12 protein-coding genes are annotated in these 15,835 nt (G+C 66.4%); 6 read left to right on the forward strand and 6 right to left on the reverse strand.

Annotated features, from left to right (window positions below; translation table 11 throughout):
* Positions 1–7: 7 nt before the first annotated feature.
* Positions 8–1,423, reverse strand: a complete 1,416-nt coding sequence (locus JAO75_RS18250; protein WP_199050571.1) for a cytochrome P450 — start codon at positions 1,421–1,423, stop codon at positions 8–10.
* Positions 1,424–1,512: 89 nt separating this feature from the next.
* Between JAO75_RS18250 and fumC the strand changes: the two genes are divergently transcribed.
* From fumC to JAO75_RS18265, 3 genes are all read left to right on the forward strand, one after another.
* The gene (gene fumC, locus JAO75_RS18255) at positions 1,513–2,907 is read left to right on the forward strand and encodes a class II fumarate hydratase (protein ID WP_199050572.1); all 1,395 of its coding nucleotides are present in this window, start codon (positions 1,513–1,515) and stop codon (positions 2,905–2,907) included.
* 168 nt (positions 2,908–3,075) lie between these two features.
* Positions 3,076–3,264, forward strand: coding sequence for a DUF4169 family protein (locus JAO75_RS18260; RefSeq protein WP_199050573.1), 189 nt, complete (start codon positions 3,076–3,078; stop codon positions 3,262–3,264).
* Complete coding sequence (locus JAO75_RS18265) at positions 3,265–3,516, forward strand: ribbon-helix-helix domain-containing protein (protein WP_199050574.1); 252 nt, start codon at positions 3,265–3,267, stop codon at positions 3,514–3,516.
* Between the two features lie 175 nt (positions 3,517–3,691).
* Here the strand turns inward: JAO75_RS18265 and JAO75_RS18270 are convergent, their stop codons facing one another.
* Positions 3,692–7,261: an AsmA family protein gene (locus tag JAO75_RS18270; protein ID WP_199050575.1), complete on the reverse strand. Its 3,570-nt coding sequence runs from the start codon at positions 7,259–7,261 to the stop codon at positions 3,692–3,694.
* Between the two features lie 83 nt (positions 7,262–7,344).
* Positions 7,345–8,760, reverse strand: a complete 1,416-nt coding sequence (locus JAO75_RS18275) for an FAD-binding oxidoreductase (protein ID WP_199050576.1) — start codon at positions 8,758–8,760, stop codon at positions 7,345–7,347.
* 182 nt (positions 8,761–8,942) lie between these two features.
* Here JAO75_RS18275 and JAO75_RS18280 point away from each other — a divergent pair, with 182 nt between their 5' ends.
* Entirely contained in the window at positions 8,943–9,485 is a 543-nt protein-coding gene (locus JAO75_RS18280; RefSeq protein WP_199050577.1) for a thioesterase family protein, read from the forward strand.
* A 63-nt stretch (positions 9,486–9,548) separates the two neighbouring features.
* Here the strand turns inward: JAO75_RS18280 and JAO75_RS18285 are convergent, their stop codons facing one another.
* Positions 9,549–9,833, reverse strand: a complete 285-nt coding sequence (locus JAO75_RS18285; protein WP_199050578.1) for a hypothetical protein — start codon at positions 9,831–9,833, stop codon at positions 9,549–9,551.
* 149 nt (positions 9,834–9,982) lie between these two features.
* Here JAO75_RS18285 and JAO75_RS18290 point away from each other — a divergent pair, with 149 nt between their 5' ends.
* Complete coding sequence (locus JAO75_RS18290) at positions 9,983–12,346, forward strand: ATP-dependent helicase (RefSeq protein ID WP_199050579.1); 2,364 nt, start codon at positions 9,983–9,985, stop codon at positions 12,344–12,346.
* Positions 12,347–12,405: 59 nt separating this feature from the next.
* Here JAO75_RS18290 and JAO75_RS18295 read toward each other — a convergent pair whose 3' ends face one another.
* A complete protein-coding gene (locus JAO75_RS18295) occupies positions 12,406–13,287 on the reverse strand; it encodes a manganese catalase (protein WP_199050580.1) in 882 nt (293 codons plus the stop codon).
* A gap of 200 nt (positions 13,288–13,487) precedes the next feature.
* Here JAO75_RS18295 and JAO75_RS18300 point away from each other — a divergent pair, with 200 nt between their 5' ends.
* The gene (locus JAO75_RS18300; RefSeq protein WP_199050581.1) at positions 13,488–14,759 is read left to right on the forward strand and encodes an SAM-dependent methyltransferase; all 1,272 of its coding nucleotides are present in this window, start codon (positions 13,488–13,490) and stop codon (positions 14,757–14,759) included.
* A gap of 32 nt (positions 14,760–14,791) precedes the next feature.
* Here JAO75_RS18300 and JAO75_RS18305 read toward each other — a convergent pair whose 3' ends face one another.
* On the reverse strand, positions 14,792–15,655 hold the full coding sequence (locus JAO75_RS18305; protein WP_246742592.1) for a PhnA-like protein: 864 nt from the start codon (positions 15,653–15,655) through the stop codon (positions 14,792–14,794).
* Positions 15,656–15,835: the final 180 nt, after the last annotated feature.

Here is a 15,835-nt window from a genome sequence, read left to right on the forward strand (position 1 = left end):
GCCCCCTTCACGCTTCGGCCAAAGCCTCTTTGCGCACGCGCTGCGTCACGCGCATGGGCAGGCTGTTGCCTGGCCGCAGGGTGATGCGCTGAACGGGCTCGACCGCGTGCCCCTCCACGAGATCGAGCCGCATGGACCGGGCGATGCTTGCCAGCACGATCACGGCCTCCTGCAGCGAGAAGCTCGCGCCGATGCACACCCGCGGGCCCGCCCCGAAAGGCAGATACGCGAAGCGGTCGATCCCCTTACGGTTCTCAGGCAGGAAGCGCTCAGGCCGGAAGGCATCGGGCTCGTCCCACAGCCTGCGGTGACGGTGCAGCACATAAGGCGAGATCGCCACCATCGATCCGGCCGGGATGTCCACATCGCCGATCCGGTCGTCCGCGATGGCCGTGCGGCTCATGTATGGTGCCGGCGGGTAGAGCCGGACCGCCTCGTCGATCACCGCCCGGGTATAGACGAGCCGCTCCAGGTGATGCGGCTCGATCTCCCCCTCCCCCAGCACCTCGTCCACCTCCCGCTCGACACGGGCGCGGGCCCGCTCGTCCTGCGAGAGCAGATAGAGCGTCCAGGACAGGGCATTGGCCGTGGTCTCGTGCCCGGCGCCGATGAAGGTGACGATATTCGTCCGCACCTCGATGTCGGAGAGCCCCTTGCCGGTCTCGGGGTCAGCCGCTTCGAGCAGCAGGGTGAGCAGGTCTCGCGGAGCGGGCTCCCCGCTGGCGAGCAGCGCCTTGCGGGCGTCGATCAGCGCGTTGACCGTCTCCTCGAAGAACTGGATCGACGGCCTCGCCCGCAGGCGCCCGATCCTGGGCACCCAGTCCGGGAAGCCGAAGATGTCGAGCGGGTCGACCCGGCCGATGGAGTTGAAGTAGCGGGTGATCGCCCGGCCGAGCGCATCCGGGTCCTTCGGCACGCCTTGCGTGAAGATCGTCCGCTCCAGCACGTCGAGGGTGACCCGGGTCATGTCGAGAGCGGCATCGACCACGCGCCCGTCGGGCCGTCTCTGCCAGCGCCTGACGAGGCGGTCCGCCGCCTCCACCATGGCCGGGAAGAAGCCCGTGACCGTGCGCGGGGTGAAGAGCGGCGCGAGGGTGCGGCGCTGAAGCCGCCACTCCTCGCCCTCCGCCGTCACGAGGCCCCGGCCCAGTCCCGGCGCCAGGATCCGGATCTGCAAGTCGTCCTTGCGGTAGTTGGCGACGTTGTCCACCAGGATGTGGCGGATGCCGGCGGGATCGCTCACCACGGTCATGCGCCCCATGGCGCCGTCGCCCGTGACGACCGGCTCCTCGAAATGAGCCTCCATCCACATGTTCAGGGGGTTCTCGCGCACCGCGCGCAGGAAGGCCACCATGCCGAGAAGCTCGGTGCGGGGCTTGGGGTGAGGCGGGCGGAAAAGGGGCGTTTCCAGGGTGTCGCTCATGCGAATTTCCAAGGCCTCCATGCGCGTTCGACGGTTGCGAGCGCCATCATTTGAGATAAGAACACGCAACTCCATCGAAAGAGGTCAGGATGTCGCCCTCCACCCGCATCGAAACAGATACCTTCGGCCCCATCGACGTTCCCGCCGACAAGCTCTGGGGCGCGCAGACGCAGCGTTCCATCCAGAACTTCCGCATCGGGACGGACCGGATGCCGCTCCCGCTGGTCCATGCGCTGGCCATCGTGAAGCAGGCGGCCGCGCTTGTGAACAAGGATCTGGGCAAGCTGGAGCCGCGCCTGGCCGACGCCATCGCGGCGGCGACCGCCGATGTTGTGCAGGGCAAATATGACGACCAGTTCCCGCTCGTGGTCTATCAGACGGGCTCGGGCACCCAGTCCAACATGAACATGAACGAGGTTCTCTCGAACCTCGCCATCGAGCGCCTGGGCGGCGAGCGCGGCAGCAAGAAGCCGGTTCACCCCAACGACCATGTGAACATGGGCCAGTCGTCAAACGACTCGTTTCCCACCGCCATGCACATCGCGGTCGCCCGCGAGGTCCATGATCGGCTGATCCCCGGTCTCAAGCACCTTCTGAAGGCGCTGGAAGCCAAGCAGGAAGCCTTCAAGGACATCGTCAAGATCGGCCGCACGCACCTGCAGGACGCGACCCCGGTGACCCTCGGCCAGGAGTTCTCCGGCTACGCCGCGCAGGTGCGTCTCGGCATCGCCCGCATCGAGGCGACCCTTCCCGGCATCTATGCCCTGGCCCAGGGCGGCACCGCCGTCGGCACCGGCCTGAATGCGCATCCGGAATTTGCGGACCGCTTCGCCGCGAAGGTCATGGAGCTCACGGCGCTGCCCTTCACCTCGGCCACCAACAAGTTCGAGGCGCTGGCCTCGAAGGATGCCCTGGTCTTCACCCACGGCGCGCTGGCGAGCCTGGCTGCCGGCCTGTTCAAGATCGCCAACGACATCCGCCTGATGGGCTCCGGCCCCCGCTCCGGCATCGGCGAGATCTCCCTGCCCGAGAACGAGCCCGGCTCGTCGATCATGCCCGGCAAGGTCAACCCGACCCAGGCCGAGGCCATGACGATGCTGTGCTGCCAGGTGGCCGGCAACCAGACCACGGTCACCTTCGCCGGCAGCCAGGGCCATTTCGAGCTCAACGTGTTCAAGCCGGTGATCGTGAATGCCGTGCTGCAGTCGATCCGCCTGCTGGCGGACGGCGCGGTCAGCTTCACGGACAACTGCGTCGTCGGCATCGAGCCGAACAAGGACCGCCTCAAGGAGCTGATGGAGCGCTCGCTCATGCTCGTGACGGCGCTGGCGCCGACCATCGGCTACGACAAGGCGGCCGCCATTGCGAAGTCCGCGCACAAGAACGGCACGACGCTCAAGGAAGAGGCCCTCAAGGCCGGCGTCTCGTCCGAGGAGTTCGACGCCGTGGTTCGTCCCGAGACGATGCTGCAGCCGGGCGAATGAGGCAGCGCATCGTGCGGACCCAGCGGGCCGCGCTAGCGACCCGAAGGGCCACGACAGTGAAAAGTGGCTCCGGTTTTACGCACCGAACCATGCGCCGCTTAGAAAAGGCAGCATCGCCTGAGTCCCAAAAGTGCATTCCACTTTTGGGGCCGATGCTGGCGTCGCACCATGGCTGAGATCATCAATCTGCGCCAGGCGCGCAAGAACAAGGCTCGGGCCGACAAGGAGGCCCGCGCCGAACAGAACCGTGTCAGCTTCGGCCGCACCAAGGCCGAGAAGACGCTGACGAAGGCCGAGCAGGATAGGGCGAAGAGCCGCCTCGAGGCCCACAAGCGCGATCCCGACGAGACCCCGTGAATGGGCTTCGCGGTTCTCAAGCGCTCCGTCTCCATTGCCGGCCACCGGACGAGCATCTCCCTTGAGGAGCCGTTCTGGGAGGGCCTGAGGGAGATTGCTGAACGGGAGACGATCTCCGTTCAGGCCCTGATCGGGCGCATCGATGCGGAGCGCGGCGAGCAGAACCTGTCCTCCGCCATCCGCGTCTTCGTGCTCAACGATTTGCGGCAGCGGCTGGGCATGCCGCCATCGGACAGTGCCGTATCGGTTTAGAAAGTTTGCGCGGGTTCCCCTCTCCCGGGCGGGAGAGGGGCAGGGGTGAGGGCGTGACGCTTCACCAGCCTGCGCCGACACGTCCGATGCAGCACGTCACCCGCAGCGCCTCGTTCGGCACCGGCCTTCCCTCACCCCAGCCCTCTCCCGAACGGGAGAGGGAGAAATGCGCCGATCAGCGTACCGGCGGAGCCCCGTAGACCGACGGCGGGGGAGCCACCTCGACGGGCGGATTCAGGGGCGGCAGGGAGGTCTGCGTCGGGGCCGGTTCGGGCTCCTCCGGCTGCCTGCGCTGCTCCGATTGCAGCCGCTCCGCCTCCCGGCGCACCCGCTCGGCCTCGGCCCGTGCCTTGGCCTGCCGCAGGGCCTCTTCTTCGGCCGCCTTAGCCCTCTGGCGCTCGGCCTCGCGCTGCGCCTCGATCTGGCGCTGGCGCGCCGCAGCGGCCCGCTCGAACGCCTCGATCTTCTCTAGTTCCCGCTTGAGCACGATGGCGGCGAGCCCATTGCGGAACGGCCCGGCGTCGATCTGGCGGGTGGGAGCCGCCAGGGAGCCCTGCCAGTTCAGCCCGATGGACGGCGGAGCGCCGACCCATTCGGCCGGGGCCGTCTTGGCCGTGAGCGCGCCACGGGCCTCGAGCTGGAGGTTCTTCAGGTCGTAGGTGATGCCGCCCTGCCAGACGGCCGGCCCGCTCTCCGCCACGAAGGGCGAGAGCCGCAGCACCCCGCCCACGAGGGCCGCCGAGGTTTTGACCGGGCCTGCATTGAAAGGCGCCTTTCCAAGCTCCATGCCGAGAATGGCTTCCGCCTTGCCCTCGACCAGGGGATCGTTCTCGGCCAGCGCCCGCTTGAACGCGCGGTCGAAGGCATTCGGGTCGGCCGCGGGAATCCGGAGGTTCGTGACCTGCCACTCGCCGGCGCCGCCGAGATTGGCGACCAGCTCCGACAGGCTCGATCCTGCCGCCCCGAAGCGGAGCGGGCCGGACAGAACGGCCTCGAAGGGCGTTTGGCCCACCAGGGCCCACAGGGGTACCCGGTCCAGAGCTCCCTCGCCCACGATGGTGGCCAGCGCCCCCTGCCGGGTGATCGTCGTCGTGCCGGTGATCCTGCCCGAACCGATGGTCGCCTCGAGGTTCCGGATGGAGATCCCGTCCGGCTGGGCGGCCAGGAGGAAGGAGGCCCGGGTGGCCTGGAGGCCGCGGCCCAGTTCGAGCATCCCCACCCGGAAGGTCACCTGGCCGCCGGTGACGAGGCGCCCGCTCTGGCCGAACTGGGCCGTGGACCAGATGGAATTTGTGGTTTGATCGCCCGGCACGTTGAGCGCCAGCGCGGCCACGAACCACGGCATGGAGAGGCGGCCGAGAGAGACCTCGCCGCTGATCTCGGAGCGGGAGGCGGCCACGAGGCGCGCCTGCACGGGCTCGTTGGAGACCTTGGCGTTGATGTCCAGAAGGGTCGCCCCGCGCTCCCGGCCGAGGGTGACCCGCCCGCTCACCGGCACCGGCGGGGAAACGCCGGCCCCGTCGCCGAGCAGGCGCAGGAAGGGGGTAATGTCGGGGGTGGCGATCTCCACTTCGCCGCTGTCCACCACGTCGTCGCCCTGGCTCAGGGCGAACGGCCGTGTCGTGGCAACCTTCAACCCGGCCATGTCCCCCGTGAGGGTGACGCTGAAGCGGCCGGAATCGACGCGGGAGCCGCGGATGTCGATCCTGGAGGGCTGGTTGAGGCCGGCCATGTTCGGCCGGTTGACCCAGCGCCCCGTGTTATCGGTCGAGAGGCTGAGGGTCAGGCTCTCGGTGCGCCCGTCGATGGACTCGACCCTGCCTTCGAAGGGCCCGCCGGCCATGCGGCCGGTGGCCGTCGTGCGCAGGCGCAGCTCGTTGGAGCCGGGAGCGGGCGCCACCCGCTCGGAGACCACATCGAGATCGAGCGCCCCTTCCCGGACGAAATGCGGCACGAGCTTGGAGATTCCGCCAATCCAGACGCTTCCCAGGAGATCGATCAGGGGCTCGGCCCGCTGGGCGGTGACCTTGCCGGAGATCCGGCCCGTGCCGTCCGGGGCGATCCGCCCGCGCACCCGGGCATTGGCGCCGGCAAGATCCACGATGTCGAGGGTCTCGACCACCAGGGCCCGGCCGTCGGAGAGGATGCGCGCCGTGATCCGCCCCGTCGGCGGGCTCCTGCCGGCGCTGACCCCGCGCGCGTCCAGGATGAAGCCGACATCGAGATTCTCGGTGGCCTGGAACACGCTGGAGACCTGAGGCAGGTCGTCGAGATCCAGGCCCTGGATGGCAACCTGCGCCTCAAGCTTGCCGCGCTCGTTCGCCTCCGGGGCCGTGTAGCGGACATTGCCGGTGAGCGTGGACTCGCCCATCTTGAGCCGCATTCGGTTGAATGACAGGACCGGGTTCGAGAACGCCACCTCCGAGGAGAGCTCGACCGGACGCCCGTCGAGGGCCGTCAGCAGCGGCGATTTTAGATTGATCTTCGCAAGGTAGCGCGCGAGACGGTCGGACGCTTTAGAGGCCAACGCCACCTTGCCGTTGATGCCGCCCTTCGTGGTCAGGCCGAGCTGGCCCTCGAGCGCCACCTTGGTGTCGCCGGGAGCCGTGAACACGATGCGGTCCAGCCGCGCCCGTCCGGTATCCAGGGACAGGCGCAGACTGGCGTTCGTCAGATCCTCCTGGCCCAGTCCGATGCTGTCGATCTTGAGGTCGAGATCGATGGGCACCCGGATCAGCGGCAGGGACCATTGCTGCAGGCGGCTCGCGAAATCCTGCCCGTTGCCGGAGAGGATGAAGCTGTCGGCATCGAGCCGGCGCCCTTCGAGGCGCAGCGATATGCGCGGATCGTCGAGCGCGACCCGGCCCTCACCGGTCATGCGCAGGCTCGCCCCGCCCTCGCCCGCCTCCAGGCTGACGGGGCTGAGTTCGACCGCCCCCGGCACCGTCTTGAACTCGGTCTCGACCGTCACCGGGATCGGGATGCCGGCCGCGGCAACCTGCGCCGGGGGACCGAATAGGATCTTGGCCTTGCCGGACACGTTCGGGGTTGCAGCCTCGCCGGTGCCTCCGTCCAGCCCGAACCGGGCATCGATATCGAAGCGCGGATAGATGTCGCCTCCGCCCGAGAGCTTGACCTGGATGGTCTTGTCCTCAGCCAGCTCTCCGGTCACCAGGCGGAAAGGCACGCCCGAGGTCGTGCCTTCGACGCGCCAGGGGCCGATGAGCTTCTGACCTTCGATATGGACGTTCTCGGCGAAGGCCTGGTTGGTGCGGCCCGTACTCGCGCTCTGCGTGGTGATGAGGAGCTGGGCGACGGTAAGGTTCTCAATGGCCCATTCCCGGGCCCGGCCGCTGCCCGAGACCAGTTCCGGCGGCAGGCGCCATTCCCCGTCTCCGGAGACCGGAATGCGGATGTCGGCGCGCCCCACCCGCGCTTCCGTGAAGCGCACCTCGCCCCGCATCAGTGGCGTGAGGGCGACTTCCGCCCGGACATTGTCGGCCGTCAGAACCGGCGAGTCCGGCGTCTTCCCGCCGAGCCTCAGCCGGTCGAGAATGATCCTCGGCTCCGGCAGCAGGCGAATCCCGATGGCGCCCTCGGTCTGGACCTCCGTGCCGGAGGCGCGCGCGATCATCTGGTCGATCGTGCCGCGATAGGCCTCCCAGGAGATCAAGGGAGGCGCCGCCACGGCAATCGCCAGGATCAGGATCACGATGGATGCGATGATCGTCAGGATATCGCGCAAGAAGCTGCCTTTTCTCCGTTACTCTGACACGTCCTTAGCCCATCGCGGCAAGGACCGGGAGCGCCATTCACCGTGTTTCACCGTCAAAGCGCGATGATCTTGCCCGGATTCATGATGTTGTGAGGGTCGATAGCCTGTTTCAAGACGCGCATGAGCCCCAGCGCCGCCGGCCCATGCTCGATCTCCAGGTATTTCATCTTCTTCTGGCCGACCCCGTGCTCGCCCGTGCAGGTGCCCTCCATGGCCACCGCCCGCCGCACGAGCCGGTCGACAAAGGCCTCGCAGGCCTCGATTTCCGCCGGATCGTCAGCGTTCACGAGAGGCTGGACGTGGAAATTGCCGTCGCCCACATGGCCCACGATGGGAGCGATGAGCCCGCACTCCAGAATGTCCTGCTTCGTGGCGTCGACGCATTCGGCCAGCCGCGAGATCGGCACGCAGACGTCCGTCGCCACCGATTGAGCGCCCGGCCTCAGGCCCTTGGCGGCCCAATAGGCATCGTGCCGGGCCTGCCAGAGCCGGGAGCGCTCCTCGGGCTTCGTGGCCCACTCGAACGGCCCGCCGCTGAACTCGGCCGCGATCTCGCCGAAGCGCTCCGCCTGCTCCTGCACCCCGGCCTCGGAGCCGTGGAACTCCAGAAGCAGCAGGGGGCTCTCCGGCAGGGTGAGCTTGGAATGGAGGTTGACCGCCCTCACCTGCACCTCGTCGAGCAGCTCGATGCGGGCCACCGGGATGCCGGACTGGATCGTCATGATCACGGCGTCGCAGGCCGCCTTCACCGACGGGAAGGGGCAGATGCCGGCCGAGATCGCCTCGGGGATGCCGTTGAGCTTGAGGGTGATCTCGGTGACGATGCCCAGGGTTCCTTCCGAGCCGATCAGGAGGCGGGTGAGATCGTAGCCCGCCGAGCTTTTCTTGGCGCGGCTCGCCGTCTTCACGATCTCGCCATTGGGCAGCACGACGGTCAGCGCCAGCACCACGTCCTTCATGGTTCCGTAGCGCACCGCATTGGTGCCGGACGCCCGCGTGGCGACCATGCCGCCGATGGAGGCGTCGGCGCCTGGATCGATGGGGAAGAACAGGCCCTTGTCGCGCAGGTGCTCGTTGAGCTCCTTGCGCGTCACCCCGGCCTCGACCACGCAGTCGAGGTCCTCGTCATGGACGGCGATGATGCGCTTCATGAGGCTGAGATCGATGGAAACTCCTCCATAGGGAGCGTTGATATGACCTTCCAGGGATGTGCCAGTGCCGTAGGGAATGATCGGGGTCTCGTGCGCGGCACAGAGCCTGACGACCTCCGCCACCTCCTCCGTGGTCCGGGGATAGACCACCACGTCCGGCGGCTGGTTCTTCACCCAGGTGAGCGAATGCCCGTGCTGCTCGCGCACGGCGGCCGAGGTGACGACGCGGTCGCCGAAACGCCCGGACAGTTCGGACACGAGGGAGGCAAGGGCGGCATCCGTCGCCTTCTGGCGGACGGCAGCGTGAGGCGCATTCATGGAGGCTTCAGATCCGGTTGTGATGCTCGGGTTCCCCATAGCTACCAGAACCGTTGCAAAGGCAACACTCCGGAGAGAAAGATGCCGCACCCCTCATGCACAAGCTGCCGGATCGTGCTAACATTGTTTCTTCCGGTGGTTGGGGATGGGCACCCCAAAGGCGTTCAGAAACGAGTTTGACCATGGAAAAGCGGACACCCGTCTTTTTCTTTGCGCCCTTCGTGTCCTCCACGATGCGGGTCGAGCCCGCCTGGATCGACTATAACGGCCACATGAACATGGCCTATTACCACGTGCTCTTCGACCGGGCCGTGGAGGAAGGCTTCAGCCTAGTCGGCCTGGGCCACGATTACCTGGAGAAGCGCAAGGCCTCCTACTTCGCCGCCGAAGTGCACACGACCTACAAGCGCGAGCTGAAGATGCACGACCGGGCGCGCGTCACGCTCCAGCTGGTGGATTATGACGAGAAGCGCATCCACTACTACATGGAAATCCGCCATGCGGGCGAGGGTTGGGTTGCCGCCACCATGGAGGGCCTGTCTCTCCACGTGGACATGGAAACCCGGAAGGTCTGCCCCTTCCCGGAGGATATCACGGCCAATCTCGCGGTGATGAAGACCACCCACGCCCGGCTTCCCAAGCCTCAGAACCTGGGCCGCGTCATCGGCATTCCGCACCGGGCCGAGATCCAAGAGGCCCTGTCGGCCTCGGGCACTCGGCATTAGCGCACCAAGGATTGAGCATCGGATGGATCCCAAAAGTGCAAATCCACTTTTGGGTCCTATGCTCTAGCAGCTGATAGAACCGCGCGGGCAGGCTCCGCGAGGGACCGGGGGCAGCGCCCGGGGAGCGAAGAGACGCTCCCGTCGGATGTCCTGGCGGATCTGGTTGTTCTCCATCTGGATCCGCTCCTCCAGATTCAGCAGCCGCTGATCCTGCCGGATCTGCCTGTTGATCTCCTTCGAGGTCCGCTCGGACGGGCTCACGCGAGGCAGGCGCGTCTGAGCGTCGGCCGGGATGGCCAGGGGCAGGACGAGGCTGGAGGCGATGGCAAGAGCCGCCACGAAACGCATGGGACATTCCTCTTCGGGGCTGTCATTCCCATATGGGAATGGGCCCTCTCCTCAACAATGACGTTACGGCTCCAAGGTTCGCCCCTGCGGCAGGAGCGACAGGCATTCCGGGCTCGACGCCGTTCGCCTTTTGATCCATGGTCCCGCCGATGAATCAGTCCGATCCCAGACCCGATCCGCAGGACGGCCTCGCCCATGAGCCGGCGTCCGGCTCGCTGAGCGCCCGCGCCCGTGCGGCGGTTGCGCCGCAATCCCCCTATCTGAACGGCCTGAATGCGGAGCAGCGCGCCGCCGTGGAGGCGACCGAGGGTCCGGTTCTCGTGCTGGCCGGCGCCGGCACCGGCAAGACCCGCGTGCTCACCACCCGGATCGCCCACCTGATCGCCACCGGGAAGGCCTACCCGTCCCAGATCCTGTCCGTGACCTTCACCAACAAGGCCGCGCGGGAGATGCGCGAGCGCATCACGGCCGTCATCGGCCCCGTGGCCGAGGGCATGCAGTGGCTCGGCACGTTCCACTCCATCGGCACCAAGATCCTGCGCCGCCATGCGGAGCTCGTGGGTCTGCGCTCCGACTTCACCATTCTCGGCACGGACGACCAGCTGCGCCTGATGAAGCAGGTGATCGAGGCGGAGGGCGTGGAGGAGAAGCGCTGGCCGGCCCGACAACTTGCCGGCTACATCGACGGCTGGAAGAACCGGGGCCTCGGGCCCGATCAGGTGCCGGCCGGCGAGGCCGGCGCTTTCGCCAACGGCAAGGGCGGGCGGCTCTACCGGGCCTATCAGGAACGCCTCAAGACGCTGAACGCCGTCGATTTCGGCGACCTGCTGCTCGAATGCCTGCGCCTGTGGCGCGATCATCCGGACATTCTGGAGCAGTACCAGAACCGCTTCCGCTACATGCTGGTGGACGAGTACCAGGACACCAACGTCGCCCAGTATCTCTGGCTCAGGCTTCTCGCCCAGGCCCGCAAGAACCTGTGCTGCGTCGGCGACGACGACCAGTCGATCTATGGCTGGCGCGGCGCCGAGGTCGACAACATCCTGCGCTTCGAGCACGACTTTCCCGGCGCGACCGTGATCCGGCTCGAGCGCAACTACCGCTCCACCGGCCATATCCTCTCCGCCGCCTCCGGCCTCATCGCCAAGAACCAGGGCCGCCTCGGCAAGACGCTTCGCACCGAGGACGAGCCCGGCGAGAAGGTGACGATCACAGGCGCATGGGACTCCGAGGACGAGGCCCGCCTCATCGGCGAGGAGATCGAGGCGCTGCACGCCAAGAAGCATCCCCTCTCCGAGATCGCGATCCTGGTGCGCATCTCGGCCCAGATGCGCGAGATCGAAGACCGGCTCGTGACCCTCGGCGTGCCCTACCGCGTCATCGGCGGCCCGCGCTTCTACGAACGCGCGGAAATCCGCGATGCGCTCGCCTATCTGCGCGTCGTGAACCAGCCGGCGGACGATCTCGCCTTCGAGCGCATCGTGAACACGCCGAAGCGAGGCCTGGGCGATGCGACGATCCAGGTGCTGCACAACCATGCCCGTGCGGCGCGCGTGCCGCTCATGGAGGCGGCGCGCTTCATCGTCGAGACCGACGAGCTGAAGCCCAAGCCGCGCGCCACCTTGCGCGATCTTCTCATCTCCTTCGGCCGCTGGGCGAAGCTGTCCGAGACCATGTCCCAGTCCGAGGTTGCGCAGACCGTGCTGGAGGAATCCGGCTACACCGACATGTGGCAGAAGGATAAATCGGCCGATGCGGCGGGGCGACTGGAAAACCTCAAGGAGCTCGTGCGCTCCATGGAGGAATTCCCGGACCTGCAGAGCTTCCTCGAGCATGTGTCCTTGGTCATGGAAGCCAATGAATCCGATACCGTCGAGCGCGTGAGCCTGATGACCCTTCATGCCGCCAAGGGTCTGGAGTTCGACACGGTCTTCCTGCCCGGTTGGGAGGAAGGGCTCTTCCCGAACCAGCGCGCCCTCGACGAGAGCGGCCGCGCCGGCCTCGAAGAGGAGCGTCGCCTGGCGCATGTGGGCCTCACCCGCGCGCGGCGCCGGGCCAAAATCTACTTCGCCTCCAACCGGCGCATCCACGGCCTGTGGAACTCGACCGTGCCGAGCCGCTTCGTCGACGACCTGCCCGAGTCGAACGTGGAGATTGCCGAGGCTCCGGCCAACTTCTCCTATGGCGGCTCGCGCTTCGACCGCATGCAGCCCTTCAGCGGCTCGTCCTACCAGACACCCGGCTGGCAGCGCGCGCAGGCGCATCGCGCCACGACCGAGGATGGCGGCTATTCCGCCCGCCGCTCCGGCGAACGGCGCGGCCCCATGCTGATCGAGGGAGAACTGGTGGCGAAGTCCACCGGCGGCTCGGGCTTCAGGATCGGCGGACGCGTCCTGCACACGAAGTTCGGCCCCGGCACGATCGAAGCCGTAGACGGGAACAAGCTCACGGTCGAGTTCGACAAGGCGGGGCGAAAGATGGTGCTCGACAGTTTCGTCGAGGCGCTGGGCTGACCAAAAAATGCCCGGCACAAGGCCGGGCATGACGCAGAACAAACAACGTTATCCCGCGGCTATTCCGCAGCAGCCGGCGGCACGGGTGCCGGCGGCGTGCCGTAGGCGCGGGGATCGACCGGGTTGAGGTTGCCCTCGTCCTCCGTGTAGGCCGGCGGGCGGTCGATATAGGTGAAGGTGCCCTTCCCGTCCGGCGCAGGCCCGCGAGCCCAGCGGCCCTGCTCGCTCTCCGTGCCTTCGGAATGGTTGAGGAACTGGTAGGCGACTTCGCTCTTCTCCAGTTCCTGCGGGAAGTTCGACGGCACCGGCGTCATTTCGAGGCCGTCCTCCTCCAGCTCCTTGATTGCGGCAAGCCACTGGTTCTGGTGCATGGTATCGCGCGCGATGAGGAACGAGAGCATGTCGCGCACGCCGGTGTCGTTCGTCATGTTGTAAAGACGGCTGACCTGCAGGCGACCCTGGCTCTCGGCCGTCACGTTGAAGCGGAAGTCGGCGAGCAGATTGCCGCTCGCGATGGTATAGGCTGCCGTCCAGGGATTGCCGATGCTGTCGGACGGGCGGGAGCCCATGCCGGCCACGATGTAGTGCTGCGGGTTCATGCCGGCCACGATGGCATCTTCCACGCGAGCACCACCCATGACCGCGCCGACGACGGAGTTCTTCGCCATCTCTTCCTGCTGCTCGATCGGCGAGGTCTCGAGCAGGCGGGCGATCATGGTGGCGAGCATTTCGACATGGCCGATCTCCTCGGTGCCGATGTCCATGATCATGTCCTTGTACTTCTGGGGACCGCGGCAATTCCAGCCCTGGAACAGGTAGGTCATCATCACGCTGATCTCGCCCCATTGGCCGCCGAGGGGCTCCTGGAGCATCTTGGCGAAGAGCGGATCGGGTTTCTCAGGCTTGGCGTGATACGCCATCTGCTTCTGGCGGAAGAACATCGGCTGCTCCTGTTCGATGGATTGAGTGACGACCCTCAGCCCCGCAAGAGTCAGCCTTCCAACCGGAGCGTCTCCCGGTTGTTCCCAATTTAGGCTGTTTGTCCTTTACTTTAGACGAGTTCTGATCTGACCTCCCTCTAGTCACCCGCCCGTAACTGTGGAACCATCCGCCCCCTGACGACCGATCCCGCGAGGTGCCGATGTTCCCCCTGTCCAACATGCTGAAATCCTTCGTGCGTGCCGGAACCTTGAAGGTGATCGATGCGGAGGGAGGCACCCATAGCTTCGGCGGGGAGAAGCCAGGCCCGAACGTCACCATGCGACTGACGGACCGCTCGCTCTATCACAAGCTCTTCCTCAACCCGGAACTGCATGCCGGCGAAGCCTATATGGACGGCCGCATGAGCTTCGAGGACGGCTCGAATTTGAGGGATTTCCTGAACCTCTTCTCGATGAACCGCTCATCCCTGGCGAACTACCCGCTGCAGAGCGTTCTCAAGCGCATCTCGCGGGGTGTGAAGCGTTTCCAGCAGGCTAACCCCGTCGGCAAGGCGCAGCAGAACGTGGCGCACCACTACGATCTGGGCAACGACTTCTACAAGCTCTTCCTCGACAAGGGCATGCAGTATTCCTGCGCCTATTTCGTGAATGATGACGACACGCTGGAAGAGGCGCAGCAGAACAAGCTGCGGCTGATCGCGTCGAAGCTCCTTCTGAAGCCGGGCATGAAGATCCTCGACATCGGCAGCGGCTGGGGCGATCTCGCGCTCTATCTCGCCGCCATGGAGGATGTCGACGTCACCGGCGTCACGCTCTCCAAGGAGCAGTACGAACTCTCAAACGAGAAGGCGCGTCGTGCCGGCCTTTCCGACCGCGTCCGCTTCGAACTGCTCGACTACCGCAAGGTGGACAAGAAGTTCGACCGTATCGTCTCGGTTGGCATGTTCGAGCATGTGGGCGTGCACCATTACGGCGAGTTCTTCGCCAAGATCAACGCGCTGCTCGACGATGACGGGCTCATGGTGCTGCATTCCATCGGCAAGATGAGCCCGCCCGGCACCGCAAGCCCGTGGCTGCGCAAGTACATCTTCCCCGGCGCCTACTCCCCTGCCCTCTCGGAGGTGTTCCCCGTCGTCGAGCAGAACCAGCTCTGGGTGACGGATCTCGAATTCCTGCGCCTGCACTACGCAAAGACGCTCAATCACTGGCACCGACGCTTCGAGGCGAACCGCGAAAAGATCGCCGCCATGTACGACGAGCGCTTCTGCCGCATGTTCGAGTTCTATCTCATCAGTGCCGAGACCATGTTCACCACGGGCAGCCAGCTCGTGTTTCACATGCAGCTCGCCCGCAAGCGCGATGCGGCGCCGCTCGTGCGCGACTACATCACGGATGTGCAGCGCGAGTACAGACAGAAGGAGGCGGAGCGCCTCAAGGTACTTGAGCCGGCCAGGGAGCTGACACCGGTCTGAAGAACCGGCGTCAGCTCGATCTCAAGCCTCGATCAGCGTCGTTCGCCGGCGAGATACCGCGCCGTGATCGTGGGATCGACGGCGCCTGAACGGCCGCCGAACCAGCCCGCGAGAGCGCCGAGGATCAGGCCCAGCGCACCGAGAAGTGCTGCGGTCGAGACACCGGTGGCTGCCGTATCGGCTGCCTGCTTCGCCTGATCCACCGCTTGCCGGTACTGCTGCTCGTACTGGGCAACCTGGTTGCGGGCTTCTTCCGGCGGGATGTTCCGCGCGCGGGCAAGGGCATCGACCGCCCGATCACGCGCCTGCTGAACCTGCGCCTGATCGCCGGTCAGCATAGCGCGCAGGCTCGCGACGGCCGCATCGCGCAACTGGGCAGGATCGTTCCCGCCCGTTGCGCTGCGCACTTGCTGCTCGATGGCGGCGAACGGATTCGGGTTCTGCGCCAGAGCAGGCGCTGCCGTCTGCACCGCCGCCTGGCCCAGGCCGCCTACGGCGTTGGACAGGGTGTTGTAGGCACCGCCCAGGAGATTGCCGAGGGTCGAGGTCAGCAGGTAGAAGATGAGCAGGGTCGTTGCAGCCCAGGAGACCAGGCCGTGGAATCCGGCGGTGGATTCCTTGGGACGTCCCGAGAGCCGGCCGGCCAAGTAGCCGCCTGCGAAAGATGCAATGATACCGGAGAGCGTCCACCAGATACCGGCAGCGATGGAGAAGGTCGACGCCTGCGGGGTGTCTCCCGCAGCCGGATCGAGAGTCGCCACGCCGATGCCGATGCCGATCATGTTGAGGATAAGCTGGGTCACCAGGGCCGTGACCACGCCGGCCAGAACCGCACCCCACGAGATGCGGTTCAGCATGATGGTGCGGGCATCTTCGGCCGGAGTGACTGGAGACATGTGTGGCGCGTCTTTATCGCCCAGGTTCCGAGGCGTCGCTGGATGGTCCACCATGGTGTCCTCCTATGGCTTTCATGGCAAAGAGCAGCCCGCCCGCAGGCGGACTATTTTCATGCCCTTAACAAGAGGGCAGTCCATAGGTTCCACTTTTTTGCCATATCATTGCAGGAGGCGCCGGAC

The organism is Microvirga splendida (assembly GCF_016427565.1).
In the GTDB taxonomy this organism is placed as follows: Bacteria; Pseudomonadota; Alphaproteobacteria; order Rhizobiales; family Beijerinckiaceae; genus Microvirga; species Microvirga splendida.

What these genes read in the sequence shown, in the direction of transcription:
- JAO75_RS18250 (WP_199050571.1), bottom strand. Translation starts at nt 1,423, where the DNA reads ATGAGCGACACCCTGGAAACGCCCCTTTTCCGCCCGCCTCACCCCAAG.
- fumC (WP_199050572.1), top strand. Translation starts at nt 1,513, where the DNA reads ATGTCGCCCTCCACCCGCATCGAAACAGATACCTTCGGCCCCATCGAC.
- JAO75_RS18260 (WP_199050573.1), top strand. Translation starts at nt 3,076, where the DNA reads ATGGCTGAGATCATCAATCTGCGCCAGGCGCGCAAGAACAAGGCTCGG.
- JAO75_RS18265 (WP_199050574.1), top strand. Translation starts at nt 3,265, where the DNA reads ATGGGCTTCGCGGTTCTCAAGCGCTCCGTCTCCATTGCCGGCCACCGG.
- JAO75_RS18275 (WP_199050576.1), bottom strand. Translation starts at nt 8,760, where the DNA reads ATGAATGCGCCTCACGCTGCCGTCCGCCAGAAGGCGACGGATGCCGCC.
- JAO75_RS18280 (WP_199050577.1), top strand. Translation starts at nt 8,943, where the DNA reads ATGGAAAAGCGGACACCCGTCTTTTTCTTTGCGCCCTTCGTGTCCTCC.
- JAO75_RS18285 (WP_199050578.1), bottom strand. Translation starts at nt 9,833, where the DNA reads ATGCGTTTCGTGGCGGCTCTTGCCATCGCCTCCAGCCTCGTCCTGCCC.
- JAO75_RS18290 (WP_199050579.1), top strand. Translation starts at nt 9,983, where the DNA reads ATGAATCAGTCCGATCCCAGACCCGATCCGCAGGACGGCCTCGCCCAT.
- JAO75_RS18295 (WP_199050580.1), bottom strand. Translation starts at nt 13,287, where the DNA reads ATGTTCTTCCGCCAGAAGCAGATGGCGTATCACGCCAAGCCTGAGAAA.
- JAO75_RS18300 (WP_199050581.1), top strand. Translation starts at nt 13,488, where the DNA reads ATGTTCCCCCTGTCCAACATGCTGAAATCCTTCGTGCGTGCCGGAACC.
- JAO75_RS18305 (WP_246742592.1), bottom strand. Translation starts at nt 15,655, where the DNA reads ATGTCTCCAGTCACTCCGGCCGAAGATGCCCGCACCATCATGCTGAAC.